Here is a 22,302-nt window from a genome sequence, read left to right as displayed (position 1 = left end):
CACTCCCTCATCCTTACCGGAGGGGACCGAGTTCGCCTCTTGTGCGGCGGGGCCCTGCCGCCGGGACGGTGACACGTGGCAGGGCCCCGGCCGGGACGGCGACGGCCGCCCGTGGCTCAGCCGTGCCAGGAGCGCCACAGCGACGCGTACGCACCCTCCGCGGCCACCAGCTCGTCGTGGCTGCCCAGTTCGCTGATCCGGCCGTCCTCGACCACCGCGATCACATCCGCGTCGTGCGCGGTGTGCAGCCGGTGCGCGATCGCCACCACCGTGCGGCCGTCCAGCACCTGCGCCAGCGACCGCTCCAGGTGCCGGGCCGCCCGCGGGTCCAGCAGCGACGTCGCCTCGTCCAGCACCAGCGTGTGCGGGTCCGCCAGGACGAGGCGGGCCAGGGCGATCTGCTGCGCCTGAGCAGGGGTGAGGGCCAGACCGCCCGAGCCGACCTCCGTGTCCAGACCCGCGTCGAGAGCCTTCGCCCAGCCGTCCGCGTCCACAGCGGCGAGCGAAGCCCACAGCTCGGCGTCCTCGGCTCCCGTACGGGCGAGCAGGAGGTTGTCCCGGAGCGATCCCACGAACACGTGGTGCTCCTGGTTGACGAGAGCCACATGGGTCCGTACCCGCTCGGCCGTCATCCGGGACAGTTCGGCACCGCCCAGCGAGACCGAACCCGCCCGGGGCGCGTAGATCCCCGCCAGCAGCCTCCCCAGCGTGGACTTGCCCGCACCCGACGGCCCGACCAGCGCCAGCCGCGTACCCGGGGCGACGTCCAGGGACACCTCGTGCAGGACGTCCACGCCCGCGCGGTAACCGAAGTGCACCTCCTGGGCCTTCACCTCCCGGCCTTCGGGACCGACGAGGTCGTCACCGGCGTCGGGCTCGATCTCCCGCACGCCGACGAGCCTGGCCAGCGACACCTGGGCGACCTGCAGCTCGTCGTACCAGCGCAGGATCAGGCCGATCGGGTCCACCATCATCTGCGCCAGCAGCGCCCCCGTCGTCAGCTGCCCGACGGTGATCCAGCCCTCGATCACGAACCAGCCGCCGAGCATCAGCACCGCGCCGAGAATCGTCACGTACGTGGTGTTGATGACCGGGAAGAGCACCGAGCGCAGGAACAGGGTGTACCGCTCCCATGCTGTCCACTCCGCGACCCGCCGGTCAGACAGCGCGACCCTGCGGGACCCCAGCCGGTGGGACTCGACGGTCCGCCCGGCGTCCACGGTCTCGGCGAGCGCGGCCGCGACCGCCGCATACCCGGCCGCCTCCGAGCGGTACGCCGAGGGCGCCCGCCGGAAGTACCAGCGGCAGCCGACGACCAGCACCGGAAGCGCGATCAGGGCGGCGAGCGCCAGTGGCGGGGCGGTGACGGTCAGCGCGCCGAGCAGCAGCCCCGCCCAGACGACCCCGATCGCCAGCTGCGGCACGGCCTCACGCATCGCGTTGGCCAGCCGGTCGACGTCCGTGGTGATCCTGGACAGCAGATCACCCGTCCCGGCCCGCTCCAGGACACCGGGAGGCAGGCCCACCGAGCGTACGAGGAAGTCCTCGCGCAGATCGGCCAGCATCTCCTCGCCGAGGATCGCCCCGCGCAGCCGCATCGCCCGCGTGAACACGGTCTGCACGACCAGCGCCAGGGCGAACACCGCGGCGGTGCGCTCCAGATGGAGGTCGGTGACACCGTTCGACAGGTCCTCGACGAGTCCGCCGAGCAGGTAGGGGCCGGTGATCGACGCGATCACCGCGACCGCGTTGGCGGCGATCAGCACCGCGAACGGCCTGCGGTGGCGCCGCAGCAGGGCACGTACATACGTCCGTACGGTCGTCGGTGTACCGACCGGCAGGGTCGTCGCCGACTGCGGTGCCGCCGGGTCGTACTCCGGTGTGGCCAGGCCGATCATGCCGTCTCCTCGATTTCTTCGGCCGCCCGGGCCGGCCGGAGGCCGTCGGCCGCGGGGATCCCGTCCCGCGCAGGGGCCTCGTCGTCGGTCTCACGGGTCACGACCGCGCGGTACCGGTGGTCGTTCCGCAGCAGTTCGCGGTGCGTCCCCGCCGCGACGACCGTGCCCCCGTGCAGGAGCACGACGCGGTCGGCGACGTCCAGCAGCAGCGGTGACGAGGCGAACGCCACCGTCGTACGGCCCCGGCGCAGCAGCTCGACACCGGCGGCGACGCTGGCCTCGGTGTGGGAGTCCACGGCGGACGTCGGCTCGTCGAGCACGAGCGCCTCCGGGTCGGTGACCAGCGACCGGGCCAGCGCCAGCCGCTGCCGCTGACCGCCCGACAGGGATCTGCCGCGCTCGGTGATCCGGGTGTTCATGGGGTCTCCGTCCGCGTCGACGGATGCCTGCGCCAGCGCGTCCAGCACGTCACCGCACCGGGCGGCGTCGAGCGCGTCCTCGGCCGACACGCCGCCCGAGGACGGGACGTCCAGCAGCTCCCGCAGCGTCCCGGAGAGCAGCACGGGGTCCTTGTCCTGCACCAGCACCGCGGCGCGTGCCGTGTCGAGCGGCAGCTCGTCCAGCGGCACACCGCCGAGCAGCACCGAGGGGGCATCCACGGAAGCGTCGTCGTCGGGCTCGGTGTGGCCGCCGAGCCGCTCCGCCAGCCGTCCCGCCTCGTCGGGATCGCCGCAGACCACTGCGGTGAACAGGCCCTGCGGCGCCATCAGTCCGGTCACCGGGTCGTACAGATCGCCCCGGGGAGCAGGGGTGTCCGCCGTCGGGGGACGGGTACTGCGACGCAGGGACAGCACCCGGACCGCGCGCTGCGCGGACGGCCGCGAGAAGGAGTACGCCATGGCGATCTCCTCCACGTTGCGCAGAGGGAAGAGCATCAGGGTCGCCGCGCTGTACACGGTGACCAGCTGGCCGACGTCGATCCGGCCGTCCCGGGCCAGCGTCGCGCCGTACCAGACCAGCGAGATCAGCAGAACTCCCGGCAGGAACACCTGGATCGCCGAGATGAGCGCCCACATCCGCGCACTGCGGACGGCCGCCTCGCGGACCTCCTGGGACGCACGCCGGTAGCGGTCGAGGAACAGCTCCTCGCCGCCGATGCCGCGCAGCACCCGCAGCCCGGCGACCGTGTCGGAGGCCAGTTCCGTGGCCCGGCCCGCCTTCTCACGCTGGAGATCCGCCCGGCGGGTGGCCCGGGGGAGCAGCGGAAGTACGGTCAGGGCGAGCACCGGGGTGGCGATCGCGACCAGCACACCGAGCGAGGGCAGGTAGAAGACCAGCCCGACGCAGATCAGCACCAGCGCGGTCGCAGCAGCCAGGAAGCGTGACAGGGCCTCGACGAACCATCCGATCTTCTCGACGTCGCCGGTGGACACGGCGACCACTTCTCCGGCCGCCACCCTCCGGGTCAGCGCCGAGCCGAGCTCGGCGGTTCTGCGCGCCAGCAGCTGCTGAACCCGCGCCGCGGCGGTGATCCAGTTCGTGACCGCCGTCCGGTGGAGCATGGTGTCGCCGAGGGCGATGAGGATGCCCAGGACGGTGAGGAGAACGCCGGCCCTCGCGAGGTCACGGCCGGACCGGTCGATGACGGCCTCCACCGCCAGGCCGACGGCGAGCGGGAGGCCCGCGATCGCGCAGTGGTGGAGCAGCCCCCAGGCGAGGGACTTGAGCTGGCCGGTGAGCTGGTTCCGCCCGAGCCAGTAGAGAAAACGGGGGCCTGACCTTACATCGGGATCGCCGGGATCCGAGTACGGAAGATCGCGAATCTGCATGACGTCCCAAGGATCGGAAGCGGAGATCCGTGGAGGACCTCGTGGAACAGTGGGGGACCAAACCGTGCAAGGTTCGCTTCCTGACCCCGCCCGGGGCAACCGATTATTTCGGTGCGGGGGATCGGGCCCCGACGCCGGGGCCCGATCCGGCCTACTCGTCGGGCTGTTGGGAGTCCATGCCCGGGCGTTCCTTCTTCCACTCGCCGCGGGTGAAGTCCGGGATCTGCTGCGGGGCGCCCCCGGCCTTGATGGAGAGGTGGCTCAGCGGGACCGGCGCGGTCCAGGTGGCCGCGTCGTACACATCGAAGTCGGGGACGAGCCCGAGGCGCATGCACTGCATCAGCCGGAACACCAGCATGTAGTCCATCCCGCCGTGACCACCGGGCGGGTTGGCGTGCTCCTTCCACAGCCAGTGGTCCCAGTCGGCGTACGCGGAGAAGTCCGCCCACTGGTCGTCGGTGTGATCGGGCTCCAGATAGATACGGGCCGGGTAGTCCTCGAAGACGCCCTTGGTGCCTCCGAGGTTGTTGATCCGCGAGTAGGGGTGGGGCGTCGACACGTCGTGCTCCAGGCGGATGACCCGGCCCTTGGCGGTCCGGACGAGACTGATCGTCCGGTCGCTCTCGATATAGGTCTCCTTCCAGCTCGGGTCGCCCTTCGGCATGTGCTTCTCGCGGTACTCGGCGAGGCCGAGCGAGGGGGAGCCGACGCTGGTGATGGACACCGCGCGGTCGCCGCGATTGACGTCCATGTAGTTGGCGACCGGCCCGAACCCGTGGTTGGGGTAGAGGTCACCGCGCAGCCGGGTGTGCCACAGCCGCCGCCACGGGCCCTCGTAGTAGTCGGGGTCGAACATCAGCCCGCGCAGATCGTGGTTGTACGCGCCCGCGCCGTGCAGCAGATCGCCGAAGAGGCCGGCGTGCGCCATCCGCAGCACCCGCATCTCGTTCTGGCCGTAGCAGCAGTTCTCCAGTTGCATGCAGTGCCGCCGGGTCCGCTCGGAGAGGTCGACCAGCTCCCAGAGCTGGTCGAGCCGCAGGGCGACCGGACACTCGACGCCGACGTGCTTGCCGTTGAGCATGGCGGTCTTCGCCATCTCGAAGTGGAAGTCCCAGGGCGTGGCCACGTAGACGAAGTCGATGTCGCCGCGCTTGCAGAGGTTCTCGTAGTCGTCCTCGCCGTTCGTGTACACGGCGGGCGCAGGCTGGCCCGCCGCCGTGACCTTCGCGGCGGCCTGTTCGGCCTTGTCCTTCACCGGGTCGCAGACCGCGACGACCCGTACCCCGGCCACGGCGAGGAAGAGATCGATCATGCTGCCGCCGCGATTGCCGAGCCCCACGATGCCGACCCGCACGGTGGAGCGGCGCTCGAAGGGGACGCCGGCCATGGTGGCGCCCTTGCGGGTGGGAGAGGCGGCGGGGCCGGAGGCGGCGGCCGGCGCATTCTCCGCCGCCGCCGCGGTGCCGCTGCCGAGGGTGCCGAAGCCGAGTCCGACGCCGGCGATACCGGCTGCCCCGGCTGTGGTGCGAAGCACGGAACGACGGCTCATCGAGCCGTCGTCCGTGTTCAGAGGGTCCAGATCCTGTGGTGCGTCGTCATTCATCGAGCCTCCAGAAAGGGCGATCCGACGGTGCGCAGACGAATCCGGGAACCCGTGATGAGGCGGGCGCCCGGACCTTGGTAAGGACCTTGAACGGTGGGGCTGTTGTTGTGCAAGGGATGCGATTGGACTCTCGCGCGTAAACCATGGACTTTGCTGCGGCCGACGGCGCGGCGGCGGTGTGCGGGCACGGGGAAGCGGCCGAGAGGGCGGCGGCGGGCCGTCGGCTCTGCGGAGCAGGGAGCGGACTGCGGGCGTGCGCCCGGTTTGCAGACGGGCGGGCGTGCGACCGGTTCCGATGTGTGGGCGTGCGCCCGGTTCCGGCGTGTGGGCGTGCGCCCGGTTCCGGCGTGTGGGCGTGCGCCCGGAGTCAGAGGACCGGCCGTGTGGCCCGCTCCAGCTCGATCAGCGCCGAGTGGTAGGGGTGGCCGGTGGCCCGGTCCATGCCGATCTCGCACATCCGGTTGGCCGACAGATACGCGTCGTACTCCCGGGCCCTCACCTCGGCACCCTCTTTGGCGGTCGCCGAGTCGGTGAGCTCCTTGTGCAGCATGCCGCGGTCGCCCGCGAAGGCACAGCAGCCGGCGTCGTCGGGGACGACGACCTCCTCGGCGCAGGCCTCGGCGACCGTACGCAGCTGTGCCACGTCGCCGAGATGCTGCATGGAGCAGGTCGGATGGAGCACGGCGGATCCCGTCCTGCGGAACACGGTCAGGGCGGGAAGCAGCTCCTCGGCCGCCCAGACGAGCGAGTCGACGACGGTCAGCTCGCGGTGCAACTCCCGGTTGTCCTCGGTGAGAAAGGGCACCACCTCGTGCGCCAGGCCCAGGGTGCAGGAGGAGGCGTCGACCACAAGCGGCAGCCTGCCACCCGCGGTCCAGCCCCAGGCGGCCTCCACGATGCGGTTGGCCATGACGGCGTTGGCCGCGTCGTAACCCTTGGAGTGCCAGATCGTCGCGCAGCAGGTCCCCGCGACGTCCTGGGGGATCCATACGGGCTTCCCGGCCCGCGCCGACACGGAGACCACGGCGTCGGCGAGCGACAGCGCGCCCTGGTCCTCGGGGCCGGCGAAGATGCGGTTCACGCAGGCCGGGTAGTAGACGGCACTCGCCCCCGCCCGCGAGGTCGGGGGGAGCCGGAGCGAGGCGGCGCCGGGGATCTCCGGCAACCACTCCGGCACGAGATCCGGCCGGACAGCCCGGCGGGCGAGCCTGGTCGCGGCCCCGAGCACCCGGTCACGGGCCGTTCCTGGCACGGTGTGGGCAGCGGCGACCGCGAGCCGGGCCGTGGTCTCCACCGCCGCGAAGTACTTCGCGGTGAGCACCGCGACCCGCTCCTCGCGGGCGGAGTGCCGATGGTGGCGGAAGTCCTTCATCATCGCGCCGGTGTCGATGCCGACAGGGCAGGCCAGCTTGCACGTGGAGTCGCCCGCGCAGGTGTCCACGGCGTCGTAACCGTAGGCGTCCAGCAGACCCGCTTCCACGGGGGAGCGGTCCGGCTGGCGCATCATCTCCCGGCGCAGCACGATCCGTTGGCGCGGAGTGGTCGTCAGGTCCTCGCTGGGGCAGGTCGGTTCGCAGAAGCCGCACTCGATGCACGGGTCGGCGACCGGCTCGACCGAGGGGATGGTCTTGAGCCCGCGCAGATGTGCCTTCGGGTCGCGGTCCAGGACGATCCGCGGCGCCAGCACCCCCTCGGGGTCGATGACCTGCTTCGTACGCCACATCAGCTCGGTCGCCTTCGGGCCCCACTCCAGCTCGAGGAACGGGGCGATGTTGCGGCCGGTGGCGTGCTCCGCCTTCAGCGATCCGTCGAAACGGTCCACGACCAGCGTGCAGAAGTCGTCCATGAACGCCGCGTACCGCTCGACGTCGGCGGGCCGCGCGGCGTCGAAGGCGAGCAGGAAGTGGAGATTCCCGTGGGCCGCGTGGCCTGCGACGGCGGCGTCGAAGCCGTGCACCGCCTGGAGCTCGAGCAGCGCCTCGCAGGCCTCCGCTAGCCGGGACGGCGGAACGGCGAAGTCCTCCGTGATCAGCGTCGTGCCCGACGGACGGGAGCCGCCGACGGCGGTGACGAACGCCTTCCGGGCCGTCCAGTACCCCGCGATGGTCCCGGCGTCCCGGGTGAACTCGTTGGTGACGGAGACGGCCGGCACGACGAGGTCGAGGCCGCTGACGACCGAGGCCGCCGCCTCCTCGTACGTCCCCAGCGCGGTCTCGTCCGGGGCGCGGAACTCCACCAGGAGCGCCGCCGTGGCCTGCGGGAGACCCGCCCAGTCCGAGGGAACGCCCTGGACCCTCACCGAGGCGCGCAGCGTGTTGCCGTCCATCAGCTCCACGGCGATCGCGCCTGCCTCGTTGAACCGGGGCACCGCTGCCGCCGCCGAGGTCAGGGAAGGGAAGAACAGCAGCGCGGAGGAGACGTGCCGGTCCAGGGGCAGGGTGTCGAAGACGACCTCGGAGATGAAGCCGAAGGTGCCCTCGGAGCCGACCATCAGCCCGCGCAGGATCTCGACGGGGGTCGATCCGTCGAGGAACGCGTCGAGGCGGTAGCCGTTGGTGTTCTTGATCTCGTACTTGGCGCGGATCCGGGCCGTGAGCGGCGCGTCCGCCTCGATCTCCGCCTTGAGTGCCATCAGCCCGTCGCACAGGCGCGGCTCCGCGTGGCGCAGCAGCTCGTCGGCATCGGGCTCGGCCGTGTCGACCACCGTGCCGCTCGGCAGGACGAAGGTGAGGGAGGAGACCGTGCGGTACGAATTACGCGTCGTCCCCGCGGTCATCCCGGAGGCGTTGTTCGCGACGACGCCGCCGACGGTGCAGGCGATCGCGCTGGCGGGATCGGGGCCGAGGAGCCTGCCGTGCCGGGCGAGCGTGATGTTCGCCCGCATGACGGTGGTGCCCGGGCGGATCCGGGCCCGCGCCCCGTCGTCCAGGACCTCGATCCCCGTCCAGTGACGGCGTACGTCCACGAGGATGTCCTCGCCCTGAGCCTGGCCGTTGAGGCTCGTGCCCGCCGCCCGGAAGACGACGTCACGGCCCTTGCCGTGCGCGTAGGAGAGGATCGCGGAGATGTCGTCGATGTCCTCGGGGACCACGACGACCTGCGGAAGAAAGCGGTAGGGGCTGGCGTCCGAGGCGTAGCGCACCAGGTCGGAGATCTTCCACAGGACCTTCTCCGCGCCGAGCAGGGCGGTCAGACCGTCCCGCAGCTCCGCCGGTGTCCCCGACGCCTTCCAGCCGGGCACCCGATCGGGGGACGGCTGGCGTGCCGTCCCAGGGCGCAGGGCTTCCGGCTTCGGCTCCAACAGCGGCATGTCAGGTCCCCTCGACGGTGCGGTGCGGCGGCCGCACCGCGTGCCTCAGCAGCGGCGGCGCTCCGGCATCCCGTCGACCAGAGCGGTGAGCAGTCCGCCGAGCACCTCACGCTGTTCGGCGGTCAATGGAGCCAGGATCTCCTCCGCGGCGGCCTTGCGCGCGGCGCGCATCGAACGGAGCACGGCGCGGCCCTCCTCGGTGATCTCGATACGGACCACCCGGCGGTTGGCCGGATCAGGGGCGCGCCGCACCCGGCCGCTCGCCTCCAGGCCGTCGACCAGAGTGGTCACGGCCCGTGGGACGACGTCCAGGCGCTCGGCGAGATCGGCCATCCGGGGCGCGCCGTCGTAGTGCGCGGTCGTGCGCAGCAGGCGGAACTGGGCCGGGGTGATGCCGATCGGCTCCAGCTGCCGGCTCTGGATGCGCTGGAGGCGGCGGGTGAGCCGCAACAGCTGCTCGGCGAGCATGCCGTCGGAGTCGGGGGAGTCCATGAGGGAACAATATCAGGACCTTGTTCATTGTGAATAGAGGTAACAATGAGCTAGGCTCTTGAAAGTTCGCCCTTCCCGTCAGCTCGACCGGGCCTCGGTGCCGGCTGCCGGACGCACGGGCGCCCCCTCATTCGCACGCTCTCGAAGGAGCCCATGAAACCCGACGAACCCGTCTGGACACCTCCAGCCGCAGGCGCGGGGCAGCCGCCCGCCGAGCTGCGCCGCATCTTCCGGCTCTTCCGGCCCTACCGCGGCAGACTCACGGTGGTGGGGCTGCTGGTCGGCGCCTCCTCCCTGGTGTCGGTCGCCTCCCCGTTCCTGCTCCGCGAGATCCTGGACACCGCGATCCCCCAGGGGCGCACGGGGCTGCTCACGCTGCTCGCGCTCGGCATGATCCTCACCGCCGTGATGAACAGCGTCTTCGGCGTCCTGCAGACCCTGATCTCCACGACGGTCGGACAGCGCGTCATGCACGACCTGCGCACCGCCGTCTACACCCAGCTGCAGCGGATGCCGCTCGCCTTCTTCACCCGGACCCGCACGGGCGAGGTCCAGTCCCGTATCGCCAACGACATCGGCGGCATGCAGGCGACGGTCACATCCACCGCCACCTCGCTGGTCTCCAACCTCACCTCCGTCATCGCGACCGTGGTGGCCATGCTCGCGCTGGACTGGCGGCTCACGGTCGTCTCGCTGCTCCTGCTGCCCGTCTTCGTCTGGATCAGCCGGCGAGTCGGCCGGGAGCGCAAGAAGATCACCACCCAGCGCCAGAAGCAGATGGCCGCCATGGCCGCCACGGTCACCGAATCGCTCTCGGTCAGCGGAATCCTGCTCGGCCGGACCATGGGCCGCTCGGACTCGCTCACCAAGGCCTTCTCCGAGGAATCGGAGCGGCTCGTCGACCTCGAGGTGCGTTCCAACATGGCGGGGCGCTGGAGGATGTCCACCATCGGGATCGTGATGGCCGCCATGCCCGCCGTCATCTACTGGGCAGCCGGTCTCACCCTCCAGTCGGGCGCCACGGCGGTCTCCCTCGGCACCCTGGTCGCCTTCGTCTCGCTCCAGCAGGGCCTCTTCCGGCCGGCCGTGAGCCTGCTCGCCACCGGTGTCCAGATGCAGACGTCCCTCGCCCTGTTCGCACGCATCTTCGAGTACCTCGATCTCCGGGTGGACATCACCGAGCCCGAGAAGCCCGTCCGGCTGGAGAAGATCCGCGGCGAGATCGCCTTCGAGGACGTCACCTTCAGCTACGACGAGAAGAGCGGGCCGACCCTGAGCGGCATCGATGTGACCGTGCCCGCCGGGACCGGCCTGGCGGTCGTCGGCCCCACCGGATCGGGCAAGTCCACGCTCAGCTACCTGGTGCCGCGGCTGTACGACGTCACAGGGGGCCGGGTCACCATCGACGGCGTCGACGTGCGCGACCTGGACTTCGACACCCTCGCGCGTGCCGTCGGAGTGGTCTCGCAGGAGACCTACCTCTTCCACGCCTCGGTCGCCGAGAACCTCCGCTTCGCCAAACCGGACGCCACCGACGAGGAGATCGAGGCCGCCGCCCGCGCCGCCCAGATCCACGAGCACATCGCCGGGCTGCCCGACGGCTACGACACCCTCGTAGGCGAACGCGGATACCGATTCTCCGGGGGCGAGAAGCAGCGGCTGGCGATCGCCCGCACGATTCTCCGGAACCCGCCCGTGCTGATCCTCGACGAGGCGACGAGCGCCCTCGACACCCGTACGGAACACGCCGTGCAGCAGGCCATCGACTCCCTTTCGAAGGGCCGCACCACGCTCACCATCGCGCACCGGCTCTCGACCATCAGGGACGCGGACCAGATCGTCGTCCTGGACGACGGCCGCACGGTCGAGCGTGGCACGCACGAGGAACTGCTCGCGCAGGACGGACGCTATGCAGCCCTGATCCGCCGCGACAGCCATCCGGTCCCGGCTGCCACCTGAGGAGCGGGATCCGGCTGCGAAGCCACCGGCAGGTGCGGCATGATCCCCACGCATGAGAGCACTGCTCGGGGTGGAACTCCCCGGATACCGGCCCCTGGACAGCGACGCCGGCGCCCAGGGTGACGCCTGGGCCAACGACGACGGCGATGTGCTGTCCGTGTACTACTTCGCCCTGCCGCCCGACCTCCCGGCCGGCCTGGACGACGGCCCCGCGCTGCGGACCACCCTCACCCACTGGACCGCGCAGGCGGGCGGCGGACTCATCGAAGCGTCGGTGAAACGGCTCGGGGGCCTGCCCGCACTGCGGCAGATAATCAAGGTGCCACTGCCCCAGCAGCCCAGCGGGCAGGTGTTCATCGGCAGCTTCACGGTGCCCCGCCAGGCGTGCAGCACCGTGGTGAAGATCCAGGCACCCGAGCGCGGGATGACAGGGATGCGGGAAGCCGTCGTGATGGCCGAAGTCGGCCCCGACGCGTACTTCCGCCCACACCCCTACGCACCGGATGTGCGGGGCGGCCTTCCCTTCCATGCGGCGGACCATCTCCGCTGGGACTCGAAGTTCCCCGACCACCCGCTCAGCCGGGTGCGCCGTACGCTCGACGCGCTCACCGAGGGGGTCACGGTGGATCCGCGCTTTGCCGAACTGCCCCCGTTCACCGGACCCACCGTCAGGGATCCCCGGTCCTGACGGAGCGGACGCACGGAAGCGCCGCCGCTCCCGTGGGACGGGGAGCGGCGGCGCCGTGGTGCAGAAACGATCAGACGAGCCAACCCGCGAAGTGGACGACGCCGGCAAGCAGGCACCGGAGCGGGATCAGACCGGCACGCTGTCCAGCAGCCGGGTGACCGAGCGGACGGCCTGCCGGCCGGCGCGGTTGGCGCCGATGGTGCTGGCGGAGGGGCCGTAGCCGACGAGGTGGACGCGTGGGTCCCGCACGGCCCGCGTGTCCTCGACGCGGATGCCGCCGCCCGGTTCGCGGAGCTTCAGCGGTGCCAGGTGATCGACGGCCGCCCGGAAGCCGGTCGCCCAGAGGATCACGTCGGCGTCGACGGTCCGGCCGTCGGACCAGGCCACCCCGTCCGGCGTTATCCGCTCGAACATGGGGAGCCGGTCGAGCACGCCCTGCTCGCGTGCGCGCCGGACGGCGTCGTTGAGCGGCAGTCCGGTCACGCTGACCACGCTCTGAGGCGGAAGCCCGCGGCGTACGCGCTCCTCCACCATGGCCACCGCGGCCCGCCCCTCCTCCTCGCCGAACGGCCCGTCGCGGAACACCGGGGGGCGCCGCGTCACCCAGTACGTCTCCGCCGCGACCTCGGCTATCTCCATCAGGTGCTGGGTGCCCGACGCGCCGCCACCGACCACGACAACCCGGAGGCCGGCGAACTCCTCCGGCCCCGGATAGCCGGCGGTGTGCAGCTGCCGCCCCCGGAACGTCTCCTGACCCGGATAGCGCGGCCAGAACGGACGGTCCCAGGTGCCGGTGGCATTGATCAGGGCGCGCGTGGCGTACGTACCCTCGGAGGTCTCGACGAGCAGCCGCCCGGCCTCACCGTCGCGTACGGCGCTCACCTCGACAGGCCGGTGCACCTGCAGGCCGAAGCGGCTCTCGTACGCGTCGAAGTGCGCTCCGATCACCTCGGACGAGGGACGGCTGCCATCAGCGTCCCTCAGCTCCATGCCGGGCAGGGCGTGCATGCCGTGCACCTTGCCGTACGTGAGCGAGGGCCAGCGGAACTGCCAGGCGCCGCCGGGCCGGGGCGCGTGATCCAGCACGACGAAGTCCCGGTCGGGGCCGAGTCCGGCGCGGCGGAGGTGATAGGCGGCGGACAGCCCTGCCTGCCCGGCGCCGATGACGACCACGTCCAGCTCACGCGTCCCGAAGTTGTTCACGTTTCTACCAACCTTGGCCCGGCCCCGGATCTTCCCGGTGGGCGCGGCCCGTCCCGACGACGAGAGAATGGGGCCATGTCCGACACCTTTGCCACACACCTGCTGAGCGTCACCACGGGACGGGCCGAAACGGTCATGGACCTGACGGGCGACTGCACGCAGTTCCTGGACCGCGTCGCTCACGGACGGGACGGCCTGCTCAACGTCTTCGTCCCCCATGCCACCGCCGGGATCGCGATCCTGGAAACGGGCGCCGGCAGCGACGACGACCTCCTCACGGCGCTGCAGACCCTGCTCCCCGCCGACGACCGCTGGCGCCACCGCCACGGAAGCCCGGGCCACGGCCGCGACCACGTGCTCCCGGCACTGGTGCCGCCGCATGCCACCTTGCCGGTGATCGGGGGGAGGCTGGAACTGGGGACGTGGCAGTCCGTGTGTCTGGTCGATACCAACGGGGACAATGCCGACCGTCAGGTTCGGTTGAGCTTCTTTGGCTAGCGAGTTGCTTGGAGGGGACTGTAAAGGAGGAGTCCGGCCGCGCCAACTGAGTGGCGAGCACGGCTGCCTGCCGGTCCGCAGGTCACCGAGCGTGATCCACCTCTGGCGGGCTCCCAAGCCGTCAGGGGGCGTCTCCGGTCGTCAAAGCCCTCCGCGAGGGGCGGCTACCTCTGGTCCTTCTCCGCGATCACCGCCTCACCCGGCGCCGAAGCCCACTACCGGCGACGACGCGGGAACCACGCAGACTGGCACGCCGCCGCCCAGCGCAACCTCTTCGACCGCATGATCGGCCAGCTCTACCGCTGCCTCCAGCAGTGCCGTCCATGTGACGAGGCACTGGCCTTCCCGGCACAGACCGCCCAGGGCGGCACAGCGGCCGCATAGCCCAGTGCGCCTACTGGCGTGGGGACGTCACCCAGCGAGCGAAGCGCTGATCGGGGCCTGCATCCTCGCGCCAGCATCGCAGGACGGTTTCCTGGACGATGTCGAGGCGCTCTGTGGCGATGAGGCACGAGACCGGCTCCTGCCCGCCGGCGTCGGCCTCGAAGGCGACCACGTTGGTCGGCATCTCGCCGAGTTGACGAGTGACTTTCAGGAGCTCGTCGGGCGACGGGGATCGGAAGACCGGATCGCGAAAGCCGGACGGACAACTCACGAAGATCGGTTCGCTGAAGATCAGTTCCAGGCCGTGATGGTAGGTCAGGTCGTGGTCGGCGGCGAGCCTGAGCTGTCCGCCGTCCCAGGTGACGACGTCCCAGTCGCACCAGGACCCTTCGGGAAGCTGGACCGCAGTATGCGTTCCTTCGGCATCCACCGGCGGCCTCCTCATCCCGTTCGAACAGATCGACAGGCTACACAGCGGCTGCGAGCGTACGGCTTGACGAGTTAGGACCCTGAGGTGTCCGGATAGTTCGCAGTCGCGACAGCTTGGCTTGATAGCCTGTGTCGATGGACGAGGTGTTGGACGAGGGGCCGTTCTATCACGGCACGAAGGCCGAGCTGCAGGTCGGTGATCTCCTCACCGCAGGTTTCCGTTCTAACTACCGGCCCGAAATCGTGATGAACCACATCTACTTCACTGCGCTGCGCGACGGCGCGGGACTCGCCGCTGAACTCGCCGCCGGCGACGGGACCCCGCGAGTGTATGTCGTCGAACCGACCGGGGAGTTCGAGAACGATCCCAACGTCACCGACAAGAAGTTCCCTGGCAATCCCACCCGCTCCTACCGCAGCAGGGAACCGCTCCGGATCATCGGCGAGGTCACGGGGTGGACGCGACAGACACCCGAAGCTCTCCAGACGTGGCGAGACCGGCTGGCCGCAATCCGTCTGGACGACCGCGCCGAAATCATCAACTGAAGGTTGCCCGGTATCCGCTGGTCACAGTGAGATGATCTTGGTGTGGCCGGTGTGATAACGACGTCGGAGCCGTCCCGGACAGCCTCGTTCACCGGCTGAGCTCGCGCTGCTTCGGCAAGCCGGGCTCGAAGCTTGTCAGGGTGCCGCCGGCGCGGACCGCGCCGCGAACGAGCCGCGCACGCCGAGGATGAGCGGACCGAGGGCCTGGAGGTCGTTGACGCTGGCAGCGGAAACTCCGACCACCATCGGCAAGCCCTGCGGGTCCGTGAGTACGTGTACTGGAGCAGTGCCTCCGCCCCGTCGGCGAACCCGGAAGGCTGGAAGCACCGGCTCCACGAGCACCCACAAGCTGCCCGGCACGAGTCTCTGCGTCAGATGGCCTCCCATGAGAGCCAAGTGTCGATGATCTGTCGCCACCCCGACGCGTCCGGTGCCGGCATGGGGTCCGTCAGCTGGCTGCGCGCTTCGCCAGCAGGTCCAGAGCCTCCTGCGGGTGGGCCAGGATCGAGTTCGCTGGCTCCGCCGCGTCGTACATGTGCCCCCATCCGGCTGCGGCACTGTGACCGCCCGCTGCCCGGGCGGCTCGCAGGTCCAGTGGGGAGTCGCCGACGTACGCCAACTGTGTCGCATCGGTGCCGAGCTTGTCTGCGGCGAGCAGGATGCCGTCCGGTGCCGGCTTGGAGCGCTGGACCTGGTCCCCGCCAATGACGAGGTCGACCTCCAGACCCGCGGACTTCAGCAGCATCAAGGCCGCCCGGGTACTTGCCCCAGTGAACACCGCGCACACCCGCCCCTGGGTACGCAACGCGTCGAAGACCTCACGCACCCCGGGGTATAGGGCGGGTGCAGCGCTCTCCAGTTCCTGGTAGTAGAGGTCCATCTCGTCCGGTGCCAGTTGACGGCCGACGAGATGCTCCAGGATGACCTCGGGTGTTCCGCGCCAGTAGGCGCCAACGACCTCGGCCGCGTCGACAGACCGTCCGCCCAGTGCTTGCACGGTCTTCACGAACGCTGCGGGCACCACGACGCTGGTGTCCAACAGTGTGCCGTCCATGTCCCAGAGCAGCTCTTCGACAGTCATTCCAATATCTTCGACCCCGAGAAGCCGGTGATCAAGAGCCCGAACGCCAGCGGCCTCTTCGACGAGGCCGTTCCGGGAACCGCCGCGCAGACGCCTCCTCAGCACCAGGCCGAGGACGCCCCACGCGCCGAACAGCAAGGCGGTGACGCTCGGTGCGGCCACGACTCATCGGGTGAAGGAGCGCCTCAGCGGCCCTGAACGAAGAGCAGGGCCCGCTGCCGAACCTAGAGCTGGAGATTGTCGCTCTGCCGGGCCAGCGAACTGATGGCGAGGGCGATACCGACGTCCGGATGCCCATCTGGGGCCGATGCCGATAGCGGTCACCAGGCAGAGGGAGACCATGGCCCATTGGGCAGCTCGACGCGAGTATGCGCTGGTGATCCCTGGTCAGCGGCGGCCGGTGGCCAGGGTGACAAGGAACTGGCCGCCGCCCGGCTCGATGTCGGCGGTCACCGGCAGCCCCGGTACCAGTCGGGAGAACCGGTCCACCAGCCAGTCCGCCGCTTCTTGGGCGTCCTGCCTCGTCGGACAACGGCCCACCATCTCGCGGCCCCCCTTGCGCTCCAGCCTTCCGGCAACGGTGATCAGCGGCGCGGGCTCGACCACGTACAAGCGGTCCGGCCAGGCGATGACCACTTTGACAGCGCCCTTGCGGGTGTTACATCCGCGGTGTGCGAGCCGCTCGGCGACCTTGGCCTTCCGGTCGGCAGTCCGGCTGTCGACGCTGGGCCCCCGCGGGTCGTTCACCGACTCGTCGGGGTCGACCGCTTCGTCACACACCCAGCACCGCCAGCCGTCGCGCTCGGCCACATCATCAAGGAGACTCATCCGAGCAAACTAGCCTGCCCGGCCGCCACCCCGCGCACCAGGGCCCCGGCGAGGTTCTCAACACCGGCCGACGATGCTGCAACGCCTGGCAGCGCCCCGGGCTCTTCAGGGCGTCGCACCTTCAGTGTTGCGGCGCCCTCTTGTTGGCCTTCTCCTGCTGAGCTTTGTTCGTGACCTCTCCTGTTTTCTTCGCTTGGCCAGGCGGCCGGTGGGGCGCGGCGGTCGGTGTGCCGCCCTGCGTCGTCGCCGCAGATGTGGCTGGTGCGGCTTGCGCCGCCTTCCCTGATGAGCTGTGCACGCCTGCACCGATGGCGGATTCCCTTTTCTGGCCTTGAGGATCAGGGCGGAAGGCTTGTCCGTCAGTGTGCCGAGGGGACATGCCGGCGGAGTCGGTGGGCTCAGAGGGCGGCGCCGCCGTGGGTGTGGTGTCGGACTTCTTCCGCCCCGCGCTGCCCGAGGGACCCGCCTCTCCTGCGGGGGCGGCGCCCGTAGCCCTGGTCGCGCTTCGGTCACTGCCTTGTGGCGCGGAGCTGCCGGTGATGGAGAGGGTGGCTGCCGTGACGGCGGCGAGTGCGATGGTCGCGCCCGCCATGAGGGTGCGACCCCGCGCAGGCGTGGTTCGGGGAGCGGCCCGTTTTTCACGGGGCATCGGATTCGTGTGCGTGTGCTCGGTCGTCTGCGATGTTCCTGGGCTGCCGATGAGACTGGTGGCGGGCGCCGACGGCCCGGGTGCGAGGTGTGCCTCGTCGGCCAGCGCCGTCAGGGCATCCGCGCAGTGACGGGCCGTCGGACGGTTCTGTTCGTCCAGGTCGGTCATGTCTCGCAGCAGAATGCTCAGTTGTTCCGGCAGCCATTGAGGCAGGACGGGGCGTCGGTGCAGGCGTGCGATCGCGGCTTCAAGGGGGCCACCGTCGTACTCGAGCCTGCCTGTGAGGCATTCGAGGAGCACCAGACCGAGGGCGTATATGTCGGCGGGCCGGCCAACAGGCTCGCCGAGGACCTGTTCGGGAGAGAGGTAAGCCGCGGTGCCGATGAGGGTGCCGGTCGTGGTGTGGGAGGTGGCGTCCAGCAGCCGGGAGATGCCGAAGTCGGCAAGGTGGGGCCGGTTCCTGGCATCCAGGAGAACGTTGGACGGCTTGACATCTCGATGGATGATTCCAGTTTCGTGTGCGTGAGCCAATCCATGAGCAAGGTCCGCGCCGATTGCAGCAGTCGCTTCGGGTGGCAGCGGTCCCTCAGCGATGCGGGCCTTCAGCGTGTCACCTTGGATCAGTTGCATGACCAGGAAGGCGCGTCCATCGTGCTGCCCGGCGTCGTAGGCGGTGACAAGGCCAGGATGGTGCAGCCGGGCCAGGATCACCGCTTCGCTGTGCCAGGTCTCCTCCATGCCGATGTCGGCGTGGGGACGGAAGATCTTGACCGCGACCGGGCGACGCAACCGCAGATCGAAACCTCGGTGGACATCCGCAGCACCGCCTGAGCCGAGGAGCTCGTCCAGACGGTACCGGCCCCCCAGCACCTCGGCGGAGCACCGGGAAGCTGTGGCCTGAGCAAAGTCGCGAAGCCTCATTCCCTCTCCCACTGCATCGAAGGGCCGATGCCCTTGGCGAGCCGCGACCGACGCACCTGGGGACGCGGGTACCCGCCAAGAGGTGGAGTACCCCACCTTCTCGCCGGGAGAGGCGCTCCAGACTGACACCGGAGCCATCGACTGATCAGCTCGGTACTCGGAAAAGCCCCATGCGCCACACCCCACCGGCCTGGTGTACGGTTCCGACCCTGTTATGGCCCTCCGGTCGCCAACCGACACGGCAGGCGGAGTCCCTGCCATCGCCGGTCCGGAAGCGTATGCAGGAGGATCCGCAGCCCGGACGGCTCACCGGAGCGCCGTGGGAGCCGAGTGGGCCGGAGCACGGCACCGCTGGGGTCGAGAAGCTGTCGGCCGATGCGCACTGTCGGACAGCCGCAATGGCGCGGCCGGAGTGCGCCTGTGACTGTTCGTGAACGCTCCAGATGCCCGAAGGGGTGCTTGGCGAGGCCCCCTACCTGCGTTGACCTGCAACTATCTTCAATCCCGCTTAACGCATCACCTTCTCGATGAGGTGCCACGTGGCGGGTGGGATCGAGTGCCTTGGCGATTGCTTTAACGGAGTTTGATGGATACGAACGTCGACAATAAGGGCCGTCAGGTGCGGTTGAGCTTCTTCGGATAGCGGGTCGGACGGCGTGAGTCCGCGCACCCATCCGCCTCCGCAGGTGAGGGGCGTTACTCCCGCTCCCGCCCCGCATCGGGCGAAGAGCCGGAAGCCGCGTTCCCGACTTCCTCATTCGTCCGGAACCGAAAGCGGCCACGACCAGACCACATCAGCGGCGTCCCGTTCTCTGACGATCCGTCGGTAGCGTGATGCTTCACGTTTCGTTCCCGGGTTGAGCGGGCGGTACCGGACCCAGTCCATCGGGATGATGTGGAGGGCCAGGGATTCCGACGCGCGTGGCTGATCGACCGAGTGCGCGAGCACCACGGCAAAGCGCTGGATGCACCACAGGCACTCCCAGGGCGGTCCGGTGACGACGGCTCCGGTGTCAGCGAGCTTCCGGCCGTACCCGTCCTCGGTATCGAGCTCCATTTCCGCATGAAAGTCATCGCCTCCGAAGAAGTGGACGCAGCTGCGCTGCAGGCTGCGCCTCATGTCCGACAGGCGGACGGCCGCTCCGGAATCGTCATCCTTCTGCAAACGGGCCACCGCGAGCGGGAAGATCGCGTACTTGCCCCGGTCGATCACGGGGAAGCCGAGGTCTGTCCACCGGGGAGATTTCTCGGAATGCCTGCGGCCGAGAACCCGTTCAAGCGCGTGCATGACTGACAGGCCGTCCGAGATCCGATGCCAGTCCTGTTCGTTCCCGGTCACGAGTCCCCAGTCCCAACTGCGGGATGATTCCGTGCGATGCCGGGCCCTTTGCTGAAGTCCTCCACGACCACCTCACCGAGGCGGACCGGCGCGACCTTTCCAAAAGCGGTCAACGATCTCCATCTCCTCCACTCGGGCTTCTGTCCACCTGCCGAAGCCTGCGCAGGGGCACGCGATGCAGCCGAGGACCGATCGAACGAACGCGCTCACGACGCCGCGTGCGGCCAGATCTACGTGATGTTTCAACGGCCCGGGAAGAGACCGGCCGTTTCCTCGGGCACCAGTCGCTCTGAGCGCCTCCTGTACCGGAGTTGAGGAAGTGATGACGCGGCACACGACGTCGCCTGCCAGCAATGTCCTCAAGCCGAAGCCACCGCAGTCGAGCCGATGCACAGCCGCCGGCACCTCGACCGCCGCACGGGATGCCCGGCCTTGCGTGGTACCGCCGTCTCAAGTTCCTGTGTTTCCCGGGTAATTGGGGGCAACCGTAGAGTGAGCCGGTCCATTCGGGGTCGGGTCGCACGACGATCGCTCGAAGGAGAGGCACATGACGACGCAGTATGGCAACCGACCGACCGGGCAGCAGCCCCACGGTGCACCGCAGCGCACCGCCGGCGGCAATGTGCTGAGCATCATCGCGATGGTGCTGGGCGTGATCTCACTCCTCTTCCTGCCGATCGTCTTCGGCGTGGTGGGCCTGATACTTGCCATCATCGCCAAGACCGTCCGGCACGAGCGACTCGCCGTGCCCGCCATCGTGGTCAGCGCTGTCGGCCTGATCGGCGGCATGGTCCTCGGCGCTCTGCTGGCCTAGCGCCTGAACCGAGCCGGCACCGGTACTCATCGGCCGGTTGCTGTGCCGTACCGATATGGTGCGGGACAGCAACCGGCCGAAGTACGCGAAGACTCTGGCCACGTCATGTCGCTGGGTGTGGCCCCGGTCGGTGACCAGCTCCCTCGCTCGCCCGGACCATTCAGCTCTCGCGAACCGAGCGCGGCCAGCTGTACCGAGGCGCAGGCCGCCAGCCGTCCCAGGACGGACGATCAGTGCCGCCGGCCGCCGGACGCAACCTCGCCCGTACGCCCTTCGGTCACGGCGCCGCGCACGCCTCGATGTTTCCGCTTCGGTCCGAGCGCGGACAGGGCGCCTTCGATGCATAGACCGCCCTGTCCCGCCGGATCAGGTCCGTCCGGGAGAACAACGGCCTGTGAAATGCGAAGTCCCGACCCCAGGCCGGCCGAAGACCGGCCGGCCCGGGTCGCGAGGAGGCCGGGCAGCGGTCAGACGGCGAGTGCCTCCTTCGCTTCGGGGCGGGACTCCGGGTCGTACCGGCGCAGGCCTACCAGGACGAGTGCGCAGGCGGCGACCACGATGGCGGCGCCGACGTAGAGCTGCGTCGCGGAGGCTCCCGTGTCCTTGAGCATGCCGGCGATGGTCGGGGACAGGATGGCGCCGATACGTCCCATCCCGAGCGCCCAGCCCATGCCGACGCTGCGGACGTTGGCCGGGTAGAGCGGCGGACCGACGGTGTACGCACCGGCGATGCAGCCGTTGATCAGGGCGCCGACGACGACACCGATGCCGAAACCGAGCCACAGGGTCGAGGTGCTCAGGATGAAGACGATCATCATCGCGGCCGAGAGCAGGGAGAACCCGATCAGCACCACCCTCGGCGTACGCACCCGGGCGGCGACGCCGTAGAGGACCGAGCCGACCGTGCCGCCGATCGAGATCGCCATTCCGGCGGTCACCGCCGCGCTCTCCGAGAGGCCCTCCTCGACCAGGAGCGTGGGGGTCCAGCTGTTGACGAAGTAGAAGCCGAACATGATCGTGATGAAGGTGAGCCAGAGCAGGATGGTCGGGGTCATCAGTTGCTTGAGCCAGCCCGAGCCGGCCCGCCCGGTGTCCGCCCGGGTGGCGGCCGCCCGGTCGAGGTCGGTGTCGGTGACGGCCTCCATCCGCATCCGGGCCAGCGTCCGGTTGATCCGTTCCAGCGCACCGCTCGGACGGCGCTGCTCGAGAAATGCGACCGACTCGGGGAGGACGACGGCGATCACTATCAGGGCCAGCAGGGTCCCCACGCCACCGGCGTGGAAGACGATCCGCCAGTCGCCGCCCAGGGCGGCCTTCGCCACCAGGCTCGCCGCGGTGGCACCGAGCCCGTAGCCGGCGGTGTAGATACCGATGGCGAGACCACGGTTCCTGGCGTTGGAGAACTCGCTGGCGATCACGTTGGTGCTCGCCAGGATTCCGCCGACCCCGAGGCCGGTGACGAGACGGAAAATGCCCATCACCGTCGCCGACGGCGCCATAGCCGCGCCGAACATGCCGATCGTGCAGAGGGTGAGGCTGATCAGGATCAGGGGCCGCCGGCCGATGACATCGGCGAAGGGCGCGAGCAGCATCGAGCCGATCGCCATCCCGATGAGGCCGACCGAGACCAGCAGCCCGAACTGCGAGCCGCTGAGCGCGAACTCCTCGGTGACCGACGGCCCCGTGAAGGCGACCGCCATGACATCGAAGCCGTCCAGGCAGTTCATGAAGGTGCAGAGCGCGACGATCAGCCATTGGTAGCCGCTCATCGGTGTCTGCGATATGCGTGCAGCGATGCTCATGGGTGTCCAGGTGGTGAGGGATCCGGGCG

At 69.8% G+C, this 22,302-nt stretch carries 17 protein-coding genes and 1 pseudogene; 6 read left to right on the top strand and 12 right to left on the bottom strand.

Annotated elements, in window-relative coordinates:
- Nucleotides 1-116: 116 nt before the first annotated feature.
- From OG379_RS05630 to OG379_RS05610, 5 genes are all read right to left on the bottom strand, one after another.
- Nucleotides 117-1,898, bottom strand: coding sequence for an ABC transporter ATP-binding protein (locus OG379_RS05630; RefSeq protein WP_405659950.1), 1,782 nt, complete (start codon nt 1,896-1,898; stop codon nt 117-119).
- Nucleotides 1,895-3,727, bottom strand: coding sequence for an ABC transporter transmembrane domain-containing protein (locus OG379_RS05625; protein WP_405659948.1), 1,833 nt, complete (start codon nt 3,725-3,727; stop codon nt 1,895-1,897). The genes OG379_RS05630 and OG379_RS05625 overlap by 4 nt, the downstream gene beginning before the upstream one ends.
- Before the next feature lie 151 nt (nt 3,728-3,878).
- Nucleotides 3,879-5,330, bottom strand: coding sequence for a Gfo/Idh/MocA family protein (locus tag OG379_RS05620; protein ID WP_393756909.1), 1,452 nt, complete (start codon nt 5,328-5,330; stop codon nt 3,879-3,881).
- Nucleotides 5,331-5,697: 367 nt separating this feature from the next.
- Entirely contained in the window at nt 5,698-8,640 is a 2,943-nt protein-coding gene (locus OG379_RS05615; RefSeq protein WP_405659946.1) for an FAD-binding and (Fe-S)-binding domain-containing protein, read from the bottom strand.
- Between the two features lie 45 nt (nt 8,641-8,685).
- Nucleotides 8,686-9,132 (bottom strand): MarR family winged helix-turn-helix transcriptional regulator, encoded by a 447-nt coding sequence (locus OG379_RS05610; protein ID WP_393756905.1) that lies wholly within the window; start codon nt 9,130-9,132, stop codon nt 8,686-8,688.
- Nucleotides 9,133-9,285: 153 nt separating this feature from the next.
- Here OG379_RS05610 and OG379_RS05605 point away from each other — a divergent pair, with 153 nt between their 5' ends.
- Together OG379_RS05605 and OG379_RS05600 are read left to right on the top strand one after the other, a co-directional pair.
- The gene (locus tag OG379_RS05605) at nt 9,286-11,091 is read left to right on the top strand and encodes an ABC transporter ATP-binding protein (protein WP_393756903.1); all 1,806 of its coding nucleotides are present in this window, start codon (nt 9,286-9,288) and stop codon (nt 11,089-11,091) included.
- A 52-nt stretch (nt 11,092-11,143) separates the two neighbouring features.
- Complete coding sequence (locus OG379_RS05600) at nt 11,144-11,779, top strand: hypothetical protein (RefSeq protein WP_405659944.1); 636 nt, start codon at nt 11,144-11,146, stop codon at nt 11,777-11,779.
- Between the two features lie 126 nt (nt 11,780-11,905).
- Here OG379_RS05600 and OG379_RS05595 read toward each other — a convergent pair whose 3' ends face one another.
- Entirely contained in the window at nt 11,906-12,982 is a 1,077-nt protein-coding gene (locus tag OG379_RS05595) for an FAD-dependent oxidoreductase (RefSeq protein WP_405659942.1), read from the bottom strand.
- A 75-nt stretch (nt 12,983-13,057) separates the two neighbouring features.
- Between OG379_RS05595 and OG379_RS05590 the strand changes: the two genes are divergently transcribed.
- Complete coding sequence (locus OG379_RS05590) at nt 13,058-13,480, top strand: secondary thiamine-phosphate synthase enzyme YjbQ (protein ID WP_405659941.1); 423 nt, start codon at nt 13,058-13,060, stop codon at nt 13,478-13,480.
- Between the two features lie 162 nt (nt 13,481-13,642).
- Nucleotides 13,643-13,864 (top strand): annotated as a pseudogene (locus OG379_RS05585) (IS110 family transposase); the annotation flags it as partial.
- A 10-nt stretch (nt 13,865-13,874) separates the two neighbouring features.
- On the opposite strand, the gene OG379_RS05580 reads toward OG379_RS05585, so the two are convergent.
- Nucleotides 13,875-14,294 (bottom strand): hypothetical protein, encoded by a 420-nt coding sequence (locus OG379_RS05580; protein WP_405659940.1) that lies wholly within the window; start codon nt 14,292-14,294, stop codon nt 13,875-13,877.
- A gap of 134 nt (nt 14,295-14,428) precedes the next feature.
- Here OG379_RS05580 and arr point away from each other — a divergent pair, with 134 nt between their 5' ends.
- On the top strand, nt 14,429-14,839 hold the full coding sequence (gene arr / locus OG379_RS05575; RefSeq protein ID WP_405659939.1) for an NAD(+)--rifampin ADP-ribosyltransferase: 411 nt from the start codon (nt 14,429-14,431) through the stop codon (nt 14,837-14,839).
- A 448-nt stretch (nt 14,840-15,287) separates the two neighbouring features.
- Here the strand turns inward: arr and OG379_RS05570 are convergent, their stop codons facing one another.
- The 4 genes from OG379_RS05570 to OG379_RS05555 all read right to left on the bottom strand — a co-directional run bounded on the left by OG379_RS05570 (nt 15,288) and on the right by OG379_RS05555 (nt 19,657).
- A complete protein-coding gene (locus tag OG379_RS05570) occupies nt 15,288-15,920 on the bottom strand; it encodes an HAD family hydrolase (RefSeq protein WP_405659938.1) in 633 nt (210 codons plus the stop codon).
- Nucleotides 15,921-16,307: 387 nt separating this feature from the next.
- Nucleotides 16,308-16,748: a hypothetical protein gene (locus OG379_RS05565; protein WP_405659937.1), complete on the bottom strand. Its 441-nt coding sequence runs from the start codon at nt 16,746-16,748 to the stop codon at nt 16,308-16,310.
- 121 nt (nt 16,749-16,869) lie between these two features.
- Nucleotides 16,870-18,318: a protein kinase domain-containing protein gene (locus OG379_RS05560; protein ID WP_405659936.1), complete on the bottom strand. Its 1,449-nt coding sequence runs from the start codon at nt 18,316-18,318 to the stop codon at nt 16,870-16,872.
- A gap of 754 nt (nt 18,319-19,072) precedes the next feature.
- On the bottom strand, nt 19,073-19,657 hold the full coding sequence (locus tag OG379_RS05555; protein WP_405659935.1) for a hypothetical protein: 585 nt from the start codon (nt 19,655-19,657) through the stop codon (nt 19,073-19,075).
- Nucleotides 19,658-20,204: 547 nt separating this feature from the next.
- Here OG379_RS05555 and OG379_RS05550 point away from each other — a divergent pair.
- Nucleotides 20,205-20,471, top strand: coding sequence for a hypothetical protein (locus OG379_RS05550; RefSeq protein ID WP_393756855.1), 267 nt, complete (start codon nt 20,205-20,207; stop codon nt 20,469-20,471).
- 467 nt (nt 20,472-20,938) lie between these two features.
- Here the strand turns inward: OG379_RS05550 and OG379_RS05545 are convergent, their stop codons facing one another.
- Entirely contained in the window at nt 20,939-22,273 is a 1,335-nt protein-coding gene (locus OG379_RS05545; protein WP_405659934.1) for an MFS transporter, read from the bottom strand.
- Nucleotides 22,274-22,302 lie beyond the last annotated feature (29 nt).

The organism is Streptomyces sp. NBC_01166, from assembly GCF_045039765.1.
GTDB lineage: Bacteria > Actinomycetota > Actinomycetes > Streptomycetales > Streptomycetaceae > Streptomyces.
This window is presented reverse-complemented; position numbering and strand designations above follow the sequence as displayed.

Bases quoted from the DNA above. Each gene is read 5' to 3' on its own strand.
- OG379_RS05620 (WP_393756909.1), bottom strand. From the start codon at position 5,330: ATGAATGACGACGCACCACAGGATCTGGACCCTCTGAACACGGACGAC.
- OG379_RS05625 (WP_405659948.1), bottom strand. From the start codon at position 3,727: ATGCAGATTCGCGATCTTCCGTACTCGGATCCCGGCGATCCCGATGTA.
- OG379_RS05545 (WP_405659934.1), bottom strand. From the start codon at position 22,273: ATGAGCATCGCTGCACGCATATCGCAGACACCGATGAGCGGCTACCAA.
- OG379_RS05630 (WP_405659950.1), bottom strand. From the start codon at position 1,898: ATGATCGGCCTGGCCACACCGGAGTACGACCCGGCGGCACCGCAGTCG.
- OG379_RS05570 (WP_405659938.1), bottom strand. From the start codon at position 15,920: ATGACTGTCGAAGAGCTGCTCTGGGACATGGACGGCACACTGTTGGAC.
- arr (WP_405659939.1), top strand. From the start codon at position 14,429: ATGGACGAGGTGTTGGACGAGGGGCCGTTCTATCACGGCACGAAGGCC.
- OG379_RS05565 (WP_405659937.1), bottom strand. From the start codon at position 16,748: ATGAGTCTCCTTGATGATGTGGCCGAGCGCGACGGCTGGCGGTGCTGG.
- OG379_RS05610 (WP_393756905.1), bottom strand. From the start codon at position 9,132: ATGGACTCCCCCGACTCCGACGGCATGCTCGCCGAGCAGCTGTTGCGG.
- OG379_RS05615 (WP_405659946.1), bottom strand. From the start codon at position 8,640: ATGCCGCTGTTGGAGCCGAAGCCGGAAGCCCTGCGCCCTGGGACGGCA.
- OG379_RS05600 (WP_405659944.1), top strand. From the start codon at position 11,144: ATGAGAGCACTGCTCGGGGTGGAACTCCCCGGATACCGGCCCCTGGAC.
- OG379_RS05560 (WP_405659936.1), bottom strand. From the start codon at position 18,318: ATGAGGCTTCGCGACTTTGCTCAGGCCACAGCTTCCCGGTGCTCCGCC.
- OG379_RS05605 (WP_393756903.1), top strand. From the start codon at position 9,286: ATGAAACCCGACGAACCCGTCTGGACACCTCCAGCCGCAGGCGCGGGG.
- OG379_RS05590 (WP_405659941.1), top strand. From the start codon at position 13,058: ATGTCCGACACCTTTGCCACACACCTGCTGAGCGTCACCACGGGACGG.
- OG379_RS05550 (WP_393756855.1), top strand. From the start codon at position 20,205: ATGACGACGCAGTATGGCAACCGACCGACCGGGCAGCAGCCCCACGGT.